Annotated in this window: 21 protein-coding genes; 8 read left to right on the top strand and 13 right to left on the bottom strand. The window is 42.5% G+C overall.

The genetic code is table 11. The features are described from left to right. Window positions 1-129: 129 nt before the first annotated feature. Window positions 130-816: an RNA-binding protein gene (locus U9O96_07745; protein ID MEA2054977.1), complete on the bottom strand. Its 687-nt coding sequence runs from the start codon at window positions 814-816 to the stop codon at window positions 130-132. A gap of 72 nt (window positions 817-888) precedes the next feature. Next, the gene (locus U9O96_07740) at window positions 889-2229 is read right to left on the bottom strand and encodes a Glu/Leu/Phe/Val dehydrogenase (GenBank protein MEA2054976.1); all 1341 of its coding nucleotides are present in this window, start codon (window positions 2227-2229) and stop codon (window positions 889-891) included. Between the two features lie 157 nt (window positions 2230-2386). On the opposite strand from U9O96_07740, the gene U9O96_07735 reads away from it, so the two are divergent. Further along, window positions 2387-3643 (top strand): magnesium transporter, encoded by a 1257-nt coding sequence (locus U9O96_07735; protein MEA2054975.1) that lies wholly within the window; start codon window positions 2387-2389, stop codon window positions 3641-3643. A 12-nt stretch (window positions 3644-3655) separates the two neighbouring features. Here the strand turns inward: U9O96_07735 and U9O96_07730 are convergent, their stop codons facing one another. The 3 genes from U9O96_07730 to U9O96_07720 form a co-directional block, all read right to left on the bottom strand. Beyond that, window positions 3656-4363 carry a hypothetical protein gene (locus tag U9O96_07730; protein MEA2054974.1) on the bottom strand — a complete coding sequence of 236 codons (708 nt, stop codon included), beginning with the start codon at window positions 4361-4363 and terminating at the stop codon, window positions 3656-3658. 433 nt (window positions 4364-4796) lie between these two features. Then, window positions 4797-5324, bottom strand: coding sequence for a thymidylate kinase (locus tag U9O96_07725; protein ID MEA2054973.1), 528 nt, complete (start codon window positions 5322-5324; stop codon window positions 4797-4799). After that, the gene (locus U9O96_07720; protein MEA2054972.1) at window positions 5324-5686 is read right to left on the bottom strand and encodes a hypothetical protein; all 363 of its coding nucleotides are present in this window, start codon (window positions 5684-5686) and stop codon (window positions 5324-5326) included. The genes U9O96_07725 and U9O96_07720 overlap by 1 nt, the downstream gene beginning before the upstream one ends. A 76-nt stretch (window positions 5687-5762) precedes the next feature. On the opposite strand from U9O96_07720, the gene U9O96_07715 reads away from it, so the two are divergent. After that, entirely contained in the window at window positions 5763-5939 is a 177-nt protein-coding gene (locus U9O96_07715) for a hypothetical protein (protein ID MEA2054971.1), read from the top strand. A gap of 72 nt (window positions 5940-6011) precedes the next feature. Here the strand turns inward: U9O96_07715 and U9O96_07710 are convergent, their stop codons facing one another. From U9O96_07710 to xerA, 5 genes are all read right to left on the bottom strand, one after another. Beyond that, window positions 6012-6875: a UbiA family prenyltransferase gene (locus U9O96_07710; GenBank protein MEA2054970.1), complete on the bottom strand. Its 864-nt coding sequence runs from the start codon at window positions 6873-6875 to the stop codon at window positions 6012-6014. Between the two features lie 76 nt (window positions 6876-6951). Continuing rightward, window positions 6952-7464: a hypothetical protein gene (locus U9O96_07705; GenBank protein ID MEA2054969.1), complete on the bottom strand. Its 513-nt coding sequence runs from the start codon at window positions 7462-7464 to the stop codon at window positions 6952-6954. A gap of 26 nt (window positions 7465-7490) precedes the next feature. Continuing rightward, window positions 7491-8864 (bottom strand): hypothetical protein, encoded by a 1374-nt coding sequence (locus U9O96_07700; GenBank protein ID MEA2054968.1) that lies wholly within the window; start codon window positions 8862-8864, stop codon window positions 7491-7493. 492 nt (window positions 8865-9356) lie between these two features. Next, complete coding sequence (locus U9O96_07695; protein MEA2054967.1) at window positions 9357-10232, bottom strand: hypothetical protein; 876 nt, start codon at window positions 10230-10232, stop codon at window positions 9357-9359. 174 nt (window positions 10233-10406) lie between these two features. Beyond that, window positions 10407-11450, bottom strand: a complete 1044-nt coding sequence (xerA, locus tag U9O96_07690) for a site-specific tyrosine recombinase/integron integrase (GenBank protein MEA2054966.1) — start codon at window positions 11448-11450, stop codon at window positions 10407-10409. A gap of 148 nt (window positions 11451-11598) precedes the next feature. Between xerA and U9O96_07685 the strand changes: the two genes are divergently transcribed. The 3 genes from U9O96_07685 to U9O96_07675 all read left to right on the top strand — a co-directional run bounded on the left by U9O96_07685 (window position 11599) and on the right by U9O96_07675 (window position 14623). After that, window positions 11599-11781 (top strand): hypothetical protein, encoded by a 183-nt coding sequence (locus tag U9O96_07685; GenBank protein MEA2054965.1) that lies wholly within the window; start codon window positions 11599-11601, stop codon window positions 11779-11781. After that, window positions 11778-13190, top strand: a complete 1413-nt coding sequence (locus tag U9O96_07680) for a sodium:solute symporter family protein (GenBank protein ID MEA2054964.1) — start codon at window positions 11778-11780, stop codon at window positions 13188-13190. Before U9O96_07685 ends, U9O96_07680 begins: the two co-directional genes overlap by 4 nt. Window positions 13191-13273: 83 nt before the next feature. Beyond that, window positions 13274-14623: an FAD-dependent oxidoreductase gene (locus U9O96_07675; GenBank protein MEA2054963.1), complete on the top strand. Its 1350-nt coding sequence runs from the start codon at window positions 13274-13276 to the stop codon at window positions 14621-14623. 23 nt (window positions 14624-14646) lie between these two features. Here the strand turns inward: U9O96_07675 and U9O96_07670 are convergent, their stop codons facing one another. Genes U9O96_07670 through U9O96_07660 form a run of 3 tightly spaced genes read right to left on the bottom strand, consistent with a single transcriptional unit; the run spans window position 14647 to window position 18640 of the window. Beyond that, a complete protein-coding gene (locus U9O96_07670) occupies window positions 14647-15114 on the bottom strand; it encodes a small multi-drug export protein (protein ID MEA2054962.1) in 468 nt (155 codons plus the stop codon). After that, a complete protein-coding gene (locus U9O96_07665; protein MEA2054961.1) occupies window positions 15111-16355 on the bottom strand; it encodes a dihydroorotase family protein in 1245 nt (414 codons plus the stop codon). Before U9O96_07665 ends, U9O96_07670 begins: the two co-directional genes overlap by 4 nt. 35 nt (window positions 16356-16390) lie before the next feature. Next, a complete protein-coding gene (locus tag U9O96_07660) occupies window positions 16391-18640 on the bottom strand; it encodes a C25 family cysteine peptidase (protein ID MEA2054960.1) in 2250 nt (749 codons plus the stop codon). Here U9O96_07660 and U9O96_07655 point away from each other — a divergent pair. From U9O96_07655 to U9O96_07645, 3 genes are all read left to right on the top strand, one after another. Beyond that, on the top strand, window positions 18639-18845 hold the full coding sequence (locus U9O96_07655; protein MEA2054959.1) for an antitoxin VapB family protein: 207 nt from the start codon (window positions 18639-18641) through the stop codon (window positions 18843-18845). The two genes, U9O96_07660 and U9O96_07655, sit on opposite strands and share 2 nt — an antisense overlap. 33 nt (window positions 18846-18878) lie before the next feature. Beyond that, the gene (locus tag U9O96_07650; protein ID MEA2054958.1) at window positions 18879-19217 is read left to right on the top strand and encodes a type II toxin-antitoxin system VapC family toxin; all 339 of its coding nucleotides are present in this window, start codon (window positions 18879-18881) and stop codon (window positions 19215-19217) included. A gap of 78 nt (window positions 19218-19295) precedes the next feature. Beyond that, entirely contained in the window at window positions 19296-19469 is a 174-nt protein-coding gene (locus U9O96_07645; GenBank protein ID MEA2054957.1) for a hypothetical protein, read from the top strand. The last annotated feature ends 523 nt before the right edge of the window (window positions 19470-19992 follow it).

Raw genomic sequence — 19992 nt, 5'->3', positions numbered from 1 at the left:
AAGAATCACTCTCATGGGTTGACTATAATTTTTCGCTAATTCCAAGAGCTATCTATGAATTTGGGGTTAAGCCTTCATTTGCCAGTTGAATAATCCGAGAGAATACAAATAGTTTTTACACATAGCCGGTCATCGCCACACGGAATCTACGTCCAGACCAAACTCATCCTCTTTTTTTCTTTTCTTTTTTTCTTTAAGATTTTTCAATAGTATATCCACCTTTTCCGCAAACTCTTTATTTTTCCTGAACATTACAAAATCCCCTCTCGTCTGTTCCAGCAATTTTTTTGCCACGTCCTGTTTTCTTTTTATCGGGATAAGGCCCGATGGATAATCAAATTCCATGAGTTTATCACATATGCCTTCCATTTCTTTCAATAGTTCCCCCACTTCATTTATTTTTTCCTCCTTTAGCAGATCAATGGCCACCCTCCGCAATTCTCCGACGGTATCTCCTAGCCCGAGCAGGTAGGATGTATATGTAATTCCCAGTTCCTCTGGATTGGGCAAATCTTCTTTGTTGTATATCGATAGAAATATGTTTGCCTCCGCCAGTTCCTGTGAAGCATTTTCCATATACCCGGCTGTAAGCAAATCGGGATGATTTTCAATTTGTTTTTTCAATTCTTTATTCATCTCAATTGCTTCAGTTGCCATCTCGGCTGCAGTGTTTATCTCGCCGTTATGGATATTTCTTATACATTTCCTGCTCGTTCTTATTATATCGCGGCATTTTTTTAATGTGATTTCTCTTAAACCATCTTTCTCATTGAGCTTCTTTTCAATCTTACTGGATATTTCATCAAGATTTTTCATACAGGAATAATGCAAGAAATAATTATAAAGTTGCCTATCTTTGTTAAATTGATTAAAAAAAGAAAAAGGGGGTTAAATTATTCCTCTTATCTTCACCGCTTCTGCGACTCTTCCCACACTAACGGTATATGCTGCCATTCTCGTGTTTATATTCTTGCCTTTTTCTTTGTATTCCTTCTGCTTGTTTATCACATCCCAGGATGCTTTGTTCATTATCCTATCCAGCTTTTCGTATACCTCCCCGCAATCCCAGTAATAGCCATACATGTTCTGAACCCATTCGAAGTAAGAAACGGTCACGCCGCCAGCATTTGAAAGAAAGTCCGGCAAAACCAGTACGCCTTTCTTGTATAGTATCTCATCTGCTTCTGGCGTTGTTGGGCCATTTGCTAGTTCTAGGATAATCTTTGCTTTTATTTCATCTGCATTTTCATGTCGTATGCTATTTTCCAACGCTGCGGGGATAATAATATCTACATCTAATGCAAGCAGCTCATCATTTGTTATTTTCTTTGTTCCCTCGTAATTCACGACGCTTCTGGTGCTCTTTTTAACTTCGACGGTTTTGCGGTACGGTAAACCATCTTCGGAATAAATGCCACCCTTCGAATCACTTACTGCAACAACCTTTGCATTTTTGAAAAGCCTTGTTACCAACAAATGGGCATATTGCCCGGCATTTCCGTATCCCTGGATTGCCACAGTAACCGCATTTTCTGACGGTATGGTATCCTCCAGTTTTTCCAGTTCTTCATACGGCTTATATATGTTTTCCTTGTTTTCTTCTAGTGATAAACCAATAGATTTTGCTCCTTCTCTCAGAACGTACATTCCTCCTCTGGCGGTAGCGTCTCCCCTTCCCTTGCAGCCCCCCACGCTGAGCGGCTTGCCGGTTATAACGCCAGGGGCATTGTGGCCAACTATCTTGCTGTATTCATCCATCATCCAAGCCATTATCTGGGGAGTGGTGTAAACATCCGGTGCGGGTATATCCTTTTCTGGGCCGATGAATCTCCCTATCGCCCTTATGTAACCTCTCGCCAGTCGCTCCTTTTCTGCATCACTCATTTCCTTTGGATTGCATATTATGCCTCCCTTGCTCCCGCCGTATGGTATGCCAACCACTGCACATTTCCACGTCATCCATGCAGCCAGTGCCTTTACCGTATCGAGTGTTTCTGCAGGATGCCATCTTATCCCTCCTTTTGTCGGGCCTCTCGCATCGTTGTACTGGCATCGGAATCCTAGAAATACTTTTGTCTTTCCGTTATCCATTTTAATGGGTATGGTGACCTGCAAGAAACGCTGTGGCTCCCGGAGATACGCATGCATGTTTTCATCCAGTCCCATAATTTCTGCTGCTTTATCCAGCTGCTGTTGCGCTATTTTGAACGGATTTAATTCTTCGCTCATTTTAATCCCTCGGGGATGTAATTCTCCTTTGCTTTTTAAACTTACTAGAAAAGTGATAGCATGTATCATGCAAAAACATATAAACGAGTATAAATTTCTTTACCAAGCATGGAAGAGAAAAAAGAGCCCCCTGGTAGTTTATCGAGACGTGGTATATATGGAGAGAGTGCAGAATATCTCGAAACCCATTCAATCGTTCCTACTTATTCTTGCTTCTCTCAAAAAAATAGTCTCTTCCAAAGATTCTAAAGAATCATTATTCTCTCTTTTGCTCTGCACGATGGGCGATCTCATTACAGGGGTAATAATGGGCATTTCGATGTCTAACTTGAGAATGCTGCCCGCTCTTATTATTCTTATACCCCCTGCCATTGGCATGAGGGGCAATATATTTGCCTCGCTGGGCTCCAGACTGGGCACATATCTCCATACTGGCCAGATTTCTCCAAGTTTCAGAGGAAAAATACTTGGTCAGAACGTTAGTTCTTCCTTCCTTCTTACAATTTTGATGAGCATTTATCTTGGCATAACCGCAACATTTACGGCAAAATTTTTGGGCATGCAGGTAAACATTATAGACATGATTCTGGTCTCCCTTTTAGCCGGTGTTCTATCTGCTTTCTTTATGCTCGCATTGACCATAGCAACAGCATTTTTCAGTTATCGCCGAGGATGGGACCCCGATAATGTCACAACGCCAATAATCACACTTGCGGGAGATATAATTACACTCCCTCTTCTCTTTTTTTCCATGAATTATATTGTTGCATTTGGAGACAAAGAAAAAATGCTTCTTTTTTACTTTTTTATAATTCTCGGGATTGCAAGCATAATCATTCCATTTTCAAAAATATCAAAGCCGTACTGCAGCAGAATTTTAATGGAAAGCACGCCGATAATGCTCATGGGCGGGTTGCTGGGTACTCTCTCTGGTTCTATGCTCGGCAATTCTTTCGAAGGGCTGATCGGAATTGCAGGTATTTTGACAATGATTCCAGCATTTTTAGAGGACGGTGGGGCGATAGGCGGCATTCTCGCCGCAAAATTTTCATCATCACTTCATGTGGGTTCTCTGGAATGCAGTAAAATTCCCCCCAGAGAGGCTCAAAAACTGTTTGTATCGATGCACATAATAGGCCTCATCATTTTTTCTTTAATAGGTGCATTTGCGTTTTTTATAAGTAAATTTATTGGTGTGGATATCCTCCCCATTCACAAAATGTTGATCATTTCAGTAATCGCAGGAGAAATTTTAATATTTATAGTAAACTTTGTAGCATATTACTCTTCAATAATTTCATTTAGGCTTGGGATAGATCCAGACAACATCACCATCCCCACAATTACAAGCCTGATGGACATCATCGGTACGGGATGCCTTATCTTTGTATTGGTTCTTTTTGGGGCCATATAGGCTACAGGTGCATCACTTTTTCTTTTTACCCAAAATGCCTTCGAAAAAAGATTTTTTACTCTTGTCCTCTTTAGGAGCCGGTTCAACTGTCTCTTTGATTTTTTCCTCCCTGATTAGCGGTTTATATTTCCGTATTTCATCCAATGCGTGTTCTACCCCCTCCACTTTACTCACAGAATAATAAGCTGTCCGCACTCTCCCATTCTCTCTATATGTCACTTTGACTACATATCCCCCGGGCGTTTCATAAATTACTTCCCTGTTTATAATTCTGCCTTTCACCTTTCCCTCCCCTTCTAAAAATTCTTCGTATTTCTCTTCTGGAGGTTGTTTCTCTTCAAAAACCTCCGCTTTCTTCGCCAATCCAGCATCAATAATCCTTTCTATTTCTTCAAGACTCTCTTTTGCACTCTTTTCCCATGCCTTTTCCTTCAATTTTTCTTCAGAATCTTCAAACGTTTCCTTTTCTATGGATTTTTTTTCTTCATGAGACAGGTAAAACTGTGGTAAAATGTATTCCTTGCCTTTAACCCCCTCTTTTTTCTCCTCATCCGGTTCAGATAGAAGGATTTCAGAATATTCTGATTCCTCAACCTCTTCTATATTCTCGCTTGCTTCCTCTATTTCCCTGCTCAGGTTCAGGAATTCGTCTTCTTCATACTCCTTAACTCCTTCCTGCCCTTTTCTTCTTATTATATGTATTATACGGGGTAAACGCATCTCAGCACCAAATATACATACACTTATGCCTTAAAATGTTTTATGCTTGCCGAGCCCAATGATAGCCAACAGGTGGCTAGAGGTTGAATATCCAGACTTGTTGTTCATTGGTTGGTAAATTTCTTATCTCTCTCTTTTCTTCAACAACAGCATAGCAGCCAAAGCAGCAAGTATCCCAAAACCAGGGATGTCTACACTGTTACTGTTTCTTGGTATATTTTTTGACTGCTTCGATTGCTTGTTGTATCAGTGGATGTGTTATAAAAAGGGTGGACTTGCTCTCCAGGCTTTGAAGTGATGCTATTGTCTCTCTCACACTCAATATTCCCTCTCTAAATGCACGTAGAATTACACCGATGGTTTCATGTGGCTCGAGTCCTTCAGCCTCGGCAGCAATTCTGCCATCCAGGCCATCAAGAATTCTATTTATTTCCTAATGTGCTTCTTCAATTGGTCGATCTGTGTTTATTATGTGCCACCCACTTACAAGCTTGAGTGCTTTTTCCCTCACTTTTTTCAATCCCTCCAAGTTTTCAAACATTTCTCTGTCCTTTCTCTTTTGAATTCTGCTCAAAGATTCCTCGGGCTCGGCATCAAGAAAGAACATGTAGTCAGAGGTGGGCAAAAAAGTTTCAAAGAACTTGTACAGTATCTTTGCTATGGGAAATGGAAGGTATGCCACACCCACCAGATAGCGAACCACGATAAACGTATCTGCCTTTCCATAATACTTGCGTATGGAACGGATGACGTCAAGGGCGTAATAAATGGATGCTTCCAAATGATTCTTTTTTCCTTTTCCAAGAAGGGCTTTCTTTGCCCTCCTTCCGTACTTATTGTCGTCTTCGGGGTGAGAACGGACTATTACTTTTTTCCCTTCTGCGGCATAACGTTCCATTATCAGATTTGCATGAGTGTCTTTTCCCGCTCCGTCAAGCCCGTCAACTACTATGAATCGCATTAGCGCACCCATATAATGGCATAATAAACAAGTGCGGCCGAAAACGAAACGCTGAGGTTGTCCAGTCCCTTGGGTGTTATTCCTTCAATAAGTGTCGGAATGGCTGCGATGGCGAAAAGAACATAAAATGCTGGAAAAGAATTGTAATAGGCTAGGGCAACCCCTCCAACTGTTAGGATGACAATGAACATGCTGATGGAGTCTTCAACACTTTTCTCATCCCCGCATACGTTGTACTTTCTTTTTCCGAATTTTGTTCCGATGAGTGATGCAAACCCGTCCCCATAGGACATGGCAACGATCCCGACAGCTATGATTTCCGGTCTGTCAAAAAAAGCATAGGCAAGGGCTGTCCAGGACATCGAATAATAAACGAGTCACAAGCCGTGACCTGCTGCCGAAGTTTCGCTGACCCTCTTTAGAGGGGAATAAGGGCTGATGAGAAAGGTTAAAAAAATAAACGGGGCGGCGGCGATGAAAGCCATAACCCACCGTGTTTCAAATAACGGCAAAATGAAAAACGCGTTCCCCACCATAATATGCAAAAATTTTCTGCTTATTGCTGGATATTTATTCAGCACTTTTTCAGATATAAAAAGGAGAGTGGCGACATAAACATAGACTGATGCCACCCCTATAATATCGCCAGATATCATTCAATTTCACATGCTTTTCCGATATATAAATTTAGGCAAATACACCGACCAGAAAGGCAATCAGACCTATAAAAATGCCCATCAGGCTGGTTTTTCTGCATTTATTCATGCTTTCCGTATCCACTTTTGTAAGTATGACCAGCGATGTATATGCAAGTAGTATGTCGGTCACAAGAACAATTGAAAGGTAGATATAATCATGGTAATATGCTTCGTCAATATTGAAAATAAACGGAATGTAACTCATCACTATTGCAATTAAATAAAAAACGGATGCTATTGTGTTTGCCCCCCTTTTTCCAAGGTATGTTGGAAAAGATTTTGTCTTTCTTGCGGAATCGCCGGCAAAATCCATTACATCTTTCGTTATTTCTCTCGCAACGCCGGACAAAAAAGCAATAGCAGCAATAAAATAGATTGCTTCAGGTATGGTCGTGGAAACCGCTGTAGAGCCGAAAATGAACGGAATGGCCATGATGAATGCTATGTAGAAGTTGCCAATAATTTTTATCTCCTTTAACTTTACGTCATATAACGTCGCTATCACCGCATTTATCGCCGCAATTGTAAAGCAAGTTGTGTTTACCATAAAGCTTGCTGCCAAACCTGCTGGAAGAAAAACGAAGTATATCAGGAGGGCATCCGCAGGCTTCAAATCGCCGCTCACCAGAGGCCGGTCCATTCTCCTATTTTTTTTGTCCACTTCTAGATCGAAATAATCGTTTAAAGCAAATGCTCCCGCTTCAAGAAATAGGGCTGTAAGAAAAGCAAAAAAGAATTTGTCCATTGGTGGCAAACCTTTGCCGGCTATCAATGCCCCGATGAAAATGGCGATGGCGATCATCACCCCATGGTCAAGTCGCGTTAACTTCCACAATGCCCTCAGCTTTTTCATGGAAAGAAAATGATTTTCTGCTTAAAATGATTTCTAGGGATGATTTTTTCAACTTCTGTAAAGGCTGTATGATCTATCATTCTGGCTCTATCTCGTAATATTTTTCAAGGAGCCCAATGGCTTTGGATGTCAAATCCCTGATTTTCTCGGCCGCTTCTTTAATTGAACCGCGGTCGGTGATATCCATTGCGCGGATGTAAAGCAGTATGCCCAGCTCCCAGCAATAATATATCATCTCCGCCTGGCTCGCATCCGAATTCGCTTCCTGAACCCTATTGATTGGTCTCAGTAACAGTAATGAGACAAGACTTGCGGCACTGGCAGACCCAAAACCAAGCCCTTCAACTACTTTTTCCCAGTTATTGGAAAAGGCGAGAGATAGAGCCGCTATTAAGAAGAATATCCCCATCATAAAAAGTGCGACCGAAAAAACATAGATGAGATATTTCGCTCTTTTGACTTCCAGGCACATCTTCTTTATTTTTTCCTTCAGTGCGGGCATTTCTTCCGTCAATATTTTCATTATGGTGTTGCTGAGCTGAAGGTTTGCTTCTTCTATGTCAAATTTTTCATTCGGCATACTCTTCATATTTGGATAATGGTATTTGTTGTTTTTTATTTTTCAAGCATTCTGGTGTTAAAGGCATATACACATATTTGTGCGTACGCCATGGCATCCGTATTGACCACTTCGATGTGCACGTCGTGCTTTCCTACCATGGGCATATCGAGAGTCCATACATACGGTGGAGAGTTATCTGAATAATATTTCTTTCCGTCAAGATAAAAATTGACCGTTGAATTCTCATTGATATATATGGTGAAAGGCATTTTCCCGATTAAGGTTGTTCCCCACGGGGCTGGCATAATATGCCTGCCGTTGATGTATAGGGCGGGGTGCAATGCGCTCGGTTCAACCAAAAAAATTTCCATATCATCTATGGGCGGCAAATGTTCATCAGGAATGCCGGCGGCCCATGCAGCAGCTCTTCGCAGCATCCACCAGTTGTATGACCAGTCCATACTCTGCCCATCCGCCCATCTGTAGAGGTAGTCTTCTTTGAAGAGGGCATACTTAGAACGTCCGAGGAATTCCTCGACGTGTCCTCCGATTGAGGCGGGTTCTTCGGGATGCGGGCCAAAGAGGGCAACCCTGCCGTTTCCGTAGGTGGTGGCTATTGCCGCATACTGCCCTTTTACATCAGTAGAGATGGGGGCTTCTATCTGCCATCCCCCTCCGACTTTTTTCCAGAAATGAATAGGGGCTTTCTCGCTTATCTCTTCCGCATAAGTTGCGAGGGGGATAACATCTCCGAGAAGCGGGTCTATTTTATCTGCCAGGTACATGCTGGGCCCGCCTTCATACCTGATCAGCCTGGGATTGTTGGGGCTCACACTAACTATGGGGTGATTGCTGAAATTGCAGGCAATTGGGACACCCCCGCTCATGCCCGATGTCTTGTAAAGATACTGCCACTCCTCATCCTGGTCATCATTGATGTATACGTTGGCAATGCCGAGCGCACCAGCATCTATGATTCTGTCTATCAAGGTGGAAGGATTGGGCATTCCCTGCGATGCCTCGTTTGCACCCCCGCATATGCCCACGTATCCGCCACCATCAGCAACAAATTTCCGTACATTTTCTTTCCATCTTGTGTCAATGCCGTGGATGTACTGGCGGGCGCTTGCACCTATGGCGAGAACATCGTAATTTTCTGTATTAAGGGGCTTTATCCCTTTTCCCATTGCTTCTCTTCTGCTCAGCTCCGAGACATTAAATTGATAGTGTATGCCGTCGATTGTCCATCCATACTGAAGCGAATATTCAAGAACCTTTATTGCAGGTATTATGGAGGGATAGACCGCAATGTTTTTATAAACCGTTTTCTGCGTCCTGCTCTCGGAGATTTGAAAAGATGGAATCAAAAGAATTGATACGACGACAGCAAGGGAAATAAGGCGAAGAGCCCTTATCGTTCCTTTCATACGCCATTCAATGCTGTCGCGTATAAATATATAACGGCTGCGGATAAAAGAAGTTGCCAAAGGCAATTTGGGGAAATCTTTGATTTCCCTTTTATCCGCTGTTAAGTGACCGAACCGAAGGCGAGGCCAGGCACGAAGTGCCGCAGAGTTGCCCGAAGCCCGCTTACTATTCTGATTCACAGGTTTTGGCCCTGTGGAATAGATCCCTAACCTGGCGAGCCGGAACCAAACAGGATACAAAAAGTTGAATTTGAAAAATACCGTCATAACTCACTGAAATAAAGTGAGTTGCAAATGGTCTTAGAGATATTCTTAGCTTCGTTCACAAGATTTGACTCCTAAGTTACTAATTGATAGGAAAAGAATTAATATCCCGATCACACCGCCAATTAGCCAGACCATCAATATAATTATTTCTCCAAAGGATCCTAACAAAAATTTGCTAACGGCAGATGAAACAGCAAAGAGCAAAGATAAGATCACAAATATTTTCTAGGAAAATTCTATTGGTGAATCGATTGCTTCAGGCAATGTCATTTTTCTAGACTTCCTTAGACTTAAACTTAGGAGAATGAATAACCCTGCATATATTAACCAAATAATTAACTGGGGGGCAGATCCTGGCAAAGCTTCAGGCCGCACAAAAATGCCCATAACAACATACATAACTATTAAAAGGGTTAATAAAACTGAGAATTCTCTTTTATTAGGAAGAAGCGTCTGAATATCGTATTCTCTTCCTTTTGTTTTATTCCTCCACAGATATATCAATAACATGAGAACTGCTGTTGTTGAAAGCACTGATAATAAAGAATGTAAAGGCGAAGGAGAATTGGTGCTTTGAAATATCCCAAATAATATGGCAAGTAATACGAGTAGAATATAACTTTTCTTTTTGGTATTAAATAATTTTTTCATTCTATTTGGCAATCCTTTTGTAATCTTTCTTGAGTTGGTTAATATGTTCTCCCCAACAAATAAAGGAATAATGAATGCCATAAATGGATGCCAGAAAAGCACTAGGACAACGGCTTCTATTGCCGCAATCCCAGCTAAAGAAATCAAAGGGTCTCCCCAAGGAGGATTCCATAAAACTTTGGTTATATAAGCTTCGTACATCCCAAATATTGCTCCAGCTATAAAAAGAGTATAGAGTCGAGGTTTGCTATAATTAAACACAACATAAGACAAAACAAGGATATGAAGCGTGTATAAAGGGAATACCACCAATAAACCCCATATATGGAAGAAAGGAAACATGTCAGAGCCAGAAACAACTTCGGCAAAGAAAACTGATAGAGCTCCGAGGATAATCCAGAAAAAGATTTTAAGTTTTTTAGATGATCGAATGTTTATGCTACTCTCCATAATAATCCGTAATAATCATAACGTTATATATCGTTTTATAGCTGGGCTTCGGGCAATTTCACTTAACTACTTATATCCGAACTAGTTCGTATATCGTTCCGTTTGGGCGGTATATCCGAAATACTTCGCATATACATCCCTATAGATGAACTCCTTTTCTCTCCAAAATATTTTTCACTCATTCTTTATATCACCTCTTTTTATTTTCAAACTATCTAAGGGACTCTTTATCTCTCTCAAGTTTTTATTACTCACATGCGTATATATTTCTGTGGTCTTACCACTCTTATGGCCTAATAACTCCTGAATATATCTAAGATCAATCCCACTTTCCAGTAGGTGTGTCGCAAAACTATGTCTTAAGCTGTGGACAGATACATTCTTTCTTATCTTTGCTCTTTCACAAGCTGCTGTAAAAATTTTCTCTACAGTTCTTGTGTGAATGTACTTTCCTGGATATGCTCCTACAAACAGCCATTTTTGTGGCTTGTATTTTTCCTGGTATTCCTTCAATGTTTCCATCGCCACATCCGAAAGAATTGTGTATCTATCCTTCCTACCCTTTGCCTCTTTTATGCGGATCAGTTTTCTCTCAACATCGATATCTCCTGGTTTCAACTTCACAACCTCACTTACCCTCAAACCAGCAGAATAGATAAGCATCAGGATGGCTTTGTGTTTTATGTTTGATACGGGAGATAAAATCTTTGAAATATCCTCTCTGCTCAAAACGATGGGCAGCTTTTTGTCTCTCTTTGGCCTTTTTACTTCATAAACGAATTTTCGCTTTAAGATTCCGCCATAGTAAAACTTCAATGCGTTTATCGCTATGTTCAGAGTGGATGCTGAAGCATTCTTCTTTTCTGCCAAATGATATAGATAATTCTTCACGTCATCGTTAGAAATATGATAAGGTGATTTCTTGAAAAATTTCAGGAGTTCTTCATTGTAATGAATGTAAAGTTTGGCGGTGCTCTTGCTATATTTCCTTGCCATGAGTTCTCTTTCCAATTTATCAAACCAAACAGAAGGGTCAACATCCAATTTTTCTCCATCAAAAACTGATAACAGATTTTCAAGCTCGGAATAAGGAATGCCCCAGTATTTTTCCTTGGGATGCCACTTATATCCCTCAAGGGTTTTTATTTTCGCAATGTAATCTGGATTGTACGAGAATTTGACCACGATGCCTTTGTTCCCTCTCTCAATCTTTAACATCTATTTCCTCGTGAATTTGCTTTTTCATTAATTCAACAATGTATAATGAGGTTAGATATTAAAAATGTTACACCGCAAGACTATGGCAATACTGACTTATGGGCGCTAAGAACCGAAGTCATTTTAAGTTTTCCCGGCATACAACTTCATGAGGAAATGGTGGCTGCTGCTGTTTGTTGCTTTGCTGATACTTTCCGTTGATTTCTGGAACTGGAATGGGAAGCAGATAATGTGGTTCATGCCGCTGTGGGCATGGCATATATTCATCCTTGCACTCTTGCTTTCGGCTTCCTTTTCTTTGTTTGCAAAATACGAATGGAGGGATGAATGATGGCAATAGCGATGATGGCTGCATATTTCCTGGTGCTGTTCTCTCTTGGCATATACGCCCACAAGAAGACAAAGAGCAATGCGGAAGACTACTTCCTGGCAAATCGAAGTTTCGGTCCCGTAATACTGTTCTTTACCCTGGCTGCAACAAACTTCTCCGCCTTCACCTTTCTCGGATTTGCTGGCAAGGCATACACCGACGGTATGGGACAGTACGGAATAATGGCTATCGGCACCTCCTTCATGGCAGTGATGTTCTACGTCATCGGAAGGAAGGTATGGAAGGCTGGAAAGGATAAGGGATACATAACGCCCGGCGAGCTTGTCGGAGGCAGGTACAACAGCAGGAGTCTTCAGTTGCTTTTCACCGGCGTGATGGCTGCATTCACGATTCCTTACCTTGCAATCCAGGCAATAGGTGCGGGCTACATTCTACAGATGATATTTCCAGGGCTAAGCATGGAGGTTGGTGCAGTCGCCGTGATGGCGGTAATCTGCTTCTACGTGCTGTCGGGGGGTATGAGGGCGTCGGGATGGACAGACGTTTTTCAGGGAATGGTAATGGTGGTGGCAATGGTTGCGGCATTTGCCTTCATTGCACACTCTCTCGGTGGGTTCGGGAGTGCAACATCTGCTGCATACAATGTTCAGCCCTCCCTGTTCTCCCGCCCCGGACCCAACGGATATTTCACGACCAAGATATGGCTCTCGTTCCTCATACTATGGATCTTCTGCGACCCAATGTTCCCCCAGATCTTCACGAGATTTTACACTGCAAAGAGTCAGCATTCGCTGAAGATATCCATGTCACTCTATCCTCTTCTCATATCCTTCCTATTTCTCCTGCCGGTTCTGATAGGGGTGTGGGCACACGGGGCAGGCATAGACGTTGCAAACCCGGACAACGTGCTGCTTCTGATGGTGAAGAACTACACTCCCTCGTTCGTCTTCTCCTTCGTGATTGTCGGGGCACTGGCTGCACTGATGTCCACCGCCGACTCCCAGCTTCTCTCCCTATCAACTATACTCACATGCGATACGATGGGCAATAAGGTGAGATACAGCAGGATCGTAACCTTGCTTCTCACGGCTTTCGCCATTGTTTTCATAACATTCGGCTACAACCCGAAGACAGGGATAATGGGAACGCTTGTAAGCACTACGTTCTCGGGCCTCGTTGTTCTTTTTCCATCTGTCATTGCAACGCTGTACTGGAAAAAGGCAACTGAATGGGGGTGCATGGCAAGCATTTTGGGAGGGGAGTTCATCGTATTTTTCCATAACAGCATGCCTTTCCCGACATTCGGCTTTTTACCGTCAATGGTAGCACTTGCCTTTTCCTTTACACTGATGTTTATATTCTCCATGCTAACATTTAAGGACAGGGAAAGTGTAGTACAAATAGCATAATCTGCATGTGTGGTAGCGAAAGAATTAAAGATTGGAAAAGCATTCGTTGCCGTCCAGATAAATACGGTAAAAGAGATGAGAAAATGAAAACAGATGTAGTTGTAATCGGTGGAAGTGCTGCGGGTATTGTTGCGGCGGTAACTGGAAAGTCAAGCTATCCGGAGAAGGATTTTATCCTCGTCCGTGAGGAAGAGAAAGCAATTGTCCCGTGCGGCATACCATACATTTTTGGCTCGCTGGAAAGCAGTGACAAGGACATGTTACCCGACGGTACTGTGACCAAGGCCGGCGTAAATCTAAAAATCGGGAAAGTGACTGCAATCGACCGGGAAAATAAGATATGCAGGCTGAATGACGGCACGGAAATCGAATTCGAAAAACTTGTCATGGCTACAGGTTCCATACCCAAGGTTCCCGGATGGCTTAAGGGTGTGGACCTGGAGAACGTGTTTATGATACCCAAGAATAAGGAGTATCTCGATCGAATGGTGGAAAAACTCGAGCAATGCAGAAAAGTCATCACCATGGGCGGAGGATTCATAGGTGTGGAGGTATCCGATGAATTGAACAAGAAGGATAAGGAAATTGCCATTGTCGAAATCCTGCCGCATGTGCTGGAGATGGCATTTGACGAGGAAATAGCTTCAATTGCCGAGGAACATCTCATCTCAAGAGGTGTAAAGATAATAAGCGGTGTGGGTGTAAAGGAAATACTCGGTGATGGAAAGGTTGATGGTGTTCTTCTTGAGAATGGAGATAGACTTGATGCAGATGCAGTGATTCTGTCCATGGGTTACACCCCGAATACGGAGCTTGCGAAAAAATCCGGCATAGATGTGAATGAGAAGGGCTTTGTAAAAGTGGATGAGTACATGAGGGCTGGCAATCCCGATATCTTTGCCGTGGGGGATTGCGCCGAAAAAAGGGATTTTATCACCAGGAAGGTAAGCAGCATTATGCTCGCATCCACCGCCTGTGCGGAGGCAAGAACTGCAGGCATGAACCTGTACAAACTATCCACGGTAAAAACCTTTAGCGGGACGATTGCCATTTTCTCAACTGCCATCGGTGATTTGGGTTTCGGGGCGGCGGGGCTGACCGAAAAGATGGCAAGAAAAGGGGGATTCGATATTATTACCGGCACTTTTGAAGGCGTTGATATGCACCCGGGTACGCTGCCAGGTGTGCATAAGCAACTTGTGAAGCTGATAGCCGCCCGGGAATCGGGAGTTATACTCGGAGGAGAGGTCGTGGGCGGGCCGAGTGCCGGGGAAATAACAAATCTCATAGGAATTGTTATTCAGAACAAAATGACCGTGAACGGCATATTGACCGCACAGATAGGCACACATCCGCTGCTCACTGCGCCCCCTACTGCATACCCCGTTATCAAGGCCGCCGAGGTCTTGGCAAAGAAAATAAATCCGGTATAGACTGCTTGCCAGACTGGTAACGGTCACAGAAACCAGTTTATGCCTGCCGCAACTGCAGTTGTAACAATCGCCCCTGCAATGACGATGCCGATGAAGATGTAAAATATTGATTTCTTAAAATCGAGGTCGAATATGTATGCAGCCAGCGAGCCAGTCCACGCTCCCGTTACGGGTAGAGGTATGGCAACAAACATAATCAGACCCATCACTTCCCATCTCTCTATTTTTTTTTCGGTCTTTCTGCGTGTCCGTGCAAATAGCCAGGTGAAAAGTTTATCCCACGACCGCCATCTACGCAGGAATGTTTCTACGGGATTAAAGAGTTTAAGTATGAAAGGGACGGGGATGATATTGCCTATGACTGAAATCAGAAATACTTCAGGCCACGGCATGTCAAGATGGAGTACTCCGAGAGGTATACTTAGCCTGAGTTCAAAAAATGGCAAAAGCGATGCGAAAAAAACCTGCAGCCAGTCAGGAACGTATATCATGCAATCATTTCTCCCATGCCAGCATTGCCGATAAATTGGCCGTTTTCAACGACGTCCTTTCCTCTAAGAAAAACATGAAGCGGGTAAATGCCCTTCCTGTCCTCATAACTGCTCCATCCGCACTTCGATTGTGGCGTTATTTTCCCTTCCTTGAAATCTATGACAAGCAGGTCCGCATCCCTGCCTACTTCTATCTTCCCCTTGTTTATCCCAAATGTCTCAGCCGGCATTTTGCATAACATACGATGAACGGCAGATAATGGTAAATCCCCTTTTTTCACTTCTTCAAGCATTAACGGCAGGGCTGTATCAACCCCGGGCATTCCTGAAGGGGCAGCGGCAAAATCATCCTTTTCCTCTGGCAGATGTGGGGCATGATCAGACTCTATAATGTCGACAAACCCGTTTTTCACAAGATTAAAAATTTTTTTCCTTTCCTCTTCCTTTCTCAACGGAGGATTGACTTTTCCCATGGCAGGAAGTTTAAATTTTGACGATGTGGACAGAAGCATGTGATGCGGCGTAACCCCCATATTTATACCATTTTCTTTCAATAGCATGATTGAATCAGGGGATGAGACATGGCATATATGTAAGTTGGCATTTATGCCTTTGTTTGCATTCAAAATCTTTTTGATTGTTTCTATCTCACATTTTACGGGCCTGCTCTTTTCATGGGAAGAAAGGCTGGTGCTCATGCCCCTTTTTATGCATTCACGGCTTTCGGCATGAATGGCAATCACTTTTCCGCTTTCCTTCACTCTGTGCAGCGCGCCCCTCAATTTTGCTGGATGGGTGAAAATTTCATTGTCGCCAGAGAGATACGTTTTGAATGCTTTGCACCTTTTTGCCATCATCTTTACATTGCTTTTCCTGCCTATGCCTCCGTACAGTGCAAAATCAATGCAGGCCTTTTTTCTCACGATTCTTATTTTTTCATCAATGGCAAAACAACTCATTGCCGGCGGCTTATTATTCGGCATATCCATCACGAAAGTTATTCCACCCAAAGCGGCAGCTTTTGTACCCGTAAAAAAATCCTCCTTCTCGGTATGCCCGGGCTCCCTGAAATGGACATGCACATCCAGGCCTGTGGGAAAAATCAATTTTTCGCCGAAATCAAGGTGCTTGTCTCCTTCCAGAATTTTCTTTATGGAAGCGATTCTTCCATTGTCTATCCCCACGCAGCCCTTCCTTATCCCTCCGTCAATAAATAAATTACCCTCTATCACTAGATCCATTCCAATATGTATCAGGCATAACTATAATTTTCTTTTCATTTCAACGGCATGAGTTCGAAATGAAAGAGGGACATGAACCACTCGTTGATTTTTTCAATGAGCTGCCATATCCCATGTAGATACGCCTTTGGCATTCTCACGCGCAACGGATCAGACCAATCGCTTTCCCCGCCATTAATGTCCTTGGCCTTTACCCTGACGTTGTATACTCCCCTTTCGGCCCAGGAACGAGATGCATTGACATCCTGCCCGGAATCAAACGGTCCGAGCCAGTCGCTGTACGAGCCATCGCCCCAGTCCCACTGATAATAAATCTGATCGCCCTCTATGTCCGTAGAAACAGATGTATAAGTGCATTCTTCACCCTTCTTCCCCCAGGAAGGACCGGACGGGGCGGCAGGCTTGTTCGGAGGATTGTTGATGCGAAAAGCGATGGACGGGTCGCCAAACAGGTTTAACTCGTAGTATGTCCATCTCATGCACGATCTGCCTATAAGATATAGGTTATCTTCCTTTGAGTCCTGGTTTGCCTTTCCTATCACCGGCATATGCTCGCCGAATACGCCATCCCAGAATTCTCTGGCAAAACGCTGTGAGTCACCATCGGTACTGAAAGACCAGAACCAGCCGTAACGGGCATTCCATATACCTGCAAATGCGCCGCGGCCTGTTTTTACAGTAAAATATTCTGCAATGCAGTCATCCCGATCAAACCCGCCTGCCATACAACCATTTGAATAAATAAAACAATATTTGTCGTTTTCAAGCTCTTCAGTGTCATTGTTTACCATCTTCATGTTATAGGTGTAGTAGGAATGGCCGTCATGCTGTACGACATGGACACCATCATTTATACGGCCAATCATATCCTCTTTTGTCCAGTGGTTGTTCCGCCAGTCTCGGTCATACATCTTTTCGATGTTGAACTCGTCTGAAGGTATGCCCACAGTAGTATATCCATCCAGGTTAGAACCATCGACAATTTGATCCAGGTAATTTCCGCCCCAGCTTGCCACACCGTAATCGCCTAGATATTCACCTGCCAGCAATATTTTTTTCAGATAAGGGTCAGCATCTTTGCTCATGTATGATATCGTTTTATCAACAAAATTGTTGACTTCATTTTTATCGCCAGCACATGCCCTTCCTACATATACTTCTGCCATAAGGTCGACATCACCGCCATCCTCGCCATCAGTAGGCTCACCCCATTTATTGTCACCATCATGGTTATATGTGCCGTCGAGACATGCATAATACAGGTCGGAAGGCATAAAAGTTTCATACGGTGTGGTATTTTCATCCAATCCATATATCCACAGGGTTTTGGCCGGAACAACAACATCATCACCGCCAATGAGGACATAGTCTATGCCCCAGTTTGTATAAGCATCCCTGATGTGGCCACGTATATCTTCGGGGGTGCTACCGCCGATGTCATCAAGCGTTTTAATGACCGTGCTTATACCATGGCTATCGTGATAATTTTTAAGAGGATCAAAATAGCTTTTTAGCAAGTTTGTGGTAAGAATAAGAAGGTCATACGTATTTGAATTTGCTTTTGTTGTCTGTTCTGTGTAAGTTGAAGCAATGGCAGGGTTATCGACTTTTTTGTTTACCTCCTGTTTATCTCTTTCCAATCCTCTGAACAAGGGGTTTATATTTTCACCATTAACCGTATCCACATAGACAGTCATATCCCCGTAGTAAAACAATTCACCGGTAGCCGGAATATACTGAATTGGATGCAGCATCAAAACGAGGATATTATAGCCCCTGAAGCTATATGTGCCAACGTTGGTGTAAAGTTCTCCAGGAAATTCTTTTTCAGAATTATAAATTGGGCCGGCAACTGGCAATGAAGGAAATCCAGATTGCGATAAAGGAACAGGATTGCCAACCGGCATAATATGATACCCTGAACCCAGGCACATTTTCTCGCTAGGGGCAATTTTTATGCTCGCAGCCTTTGTGTTTTGGGGCAAGAGGATGTAAGCTCCCTTTACGGGCAGGCTCGGCTCGCCGGGATTTCCATAGTATGCGGCATCCTGGAGGGCAACATTATCATATATAGTGTTTCCTATCCTAACCTTGCTTGCTATAGGTGTTTCAAATGAATATTTCACAGAAATTTGATGGTTACCATTTTCACTATCGGTGGTAGCAAAAACAGAAAATGATGTAAAAAGCATCATAGCAAAAACAAAAATAGCTATGCTCTTGCGCCTAACTTTACTTTTCGTTTTATTTCCGTACATAGCCCTAAAACGGCGATTGGCCAACATGTTATGCAATAAAATACAACCGCTATTTAGAATTTGTGCCGATGGAAAAATAATGGCAGATAGACAGCCTGAAAATATTTCTCTTTCAGATAATGCCTATGATGCCCTGGCAGCCTTGAAAGGGAGAGATAAATCATTTTCAGATATTGTGCTAGAAATTGCAAAAAAAATATGGAAGGAAGGAATTATCAAGTTTTTCCGGTAAATGGCAAGGTAGCAAAGAGGAAGCAAAAAAATTTTGGAAAAAATTATTGACTTTGAAAAATTAAATCTGTCGATCTCTACTACCCCTATAAATGCACTAGAACTTTTTAAAGGTGCATTCAGGTCTTCCAGAGCTAGAGAAAATGCCAAGATTGTAGAAGAGCTCCTTAGAAATGTCATGCTACTGGAAATAGATTTGACTTCTGCTAAAATTTTTGGAGAAGAAACAGAAAGATTGAGGAAAGCGGGTAAGCCCATCGGTGAATTTGATATAATAATCGCCAGCACCGTACTGGCCCATGATGAGGTTTTAGTGACCAAAAATACGCAGCATCTTCAAAAAATTCCGATGCTAAGAATCGAAAGTTGGTAGGAAAATAAAAACTCTTTCAGTTACTTGGAGATTTTTGATATAGAAAAGTTAATAAGCACGTCTTACCATATTTTTCACATGGAAACGACGATTGAACATCTCTCTAAAGATATTGCTTGTTTGAGGAGAGATGTCGAATTGATCAAGCATATGCTCGAAGAGAATTACGAATTAAGTGAGGAGGGCAAAGAAGCGCTGGCAAGAGCAAGGGAGACGCCCGAATCAGAATACATTGACCTAGATGAGTTATAAAGTAAAACTTCATCCCAGTGTAGCCAAGTTTCTTGGGAAATTACCGAAAAATACCTTTGAAAGAATAAAAATAGCCAATCTGAAAGAGATTATCCGAGCGTTTCAATGCATAGAAGTAAGAAAAAAAAAGTTAGAGGTTGAACATCCAGATTTCTTGCTCAGTAGTTGCCATGTTGCCCGCATTATCGTAAGCAATAGCTTTGATTGTATGCCTGAAGAATGTTGTTTCATCCCAAAGCCATTAAAATTACCCCATTCATTTTTTCAATGCATTCTGTGGTGTAATTCTGCCCTTTTCCGTTACGTCAAAATCGGAGTCAAAACTAACTATGGTTAAGTACACCTTCAATTTGAATTAAGTTCTTTTTCGATATATGCTGAAATCATTTCCATGGCCTCTATGGGACAAGAAAAATCACTATTATCCAACACATCACGTTGAATGCGTGAAAAATCTCGTTCTATAGGATTCATCCATGAGGAACATGCAGGAAGAGGAACTAAGTGTAGACGTGGTTGCAGA

It is taken from the genome of Candidatus Thermoplasmatota archaeon (assembly GCA_034660695.1).
Classification (GTDB): domain Archaea; phylum Thermoplasmatota; class E2; order UBA202; family DSCA01; genus JAYEJS01.
This window is presented reverse-complemented; position numbering and strand designations above follow the sequence as displayed.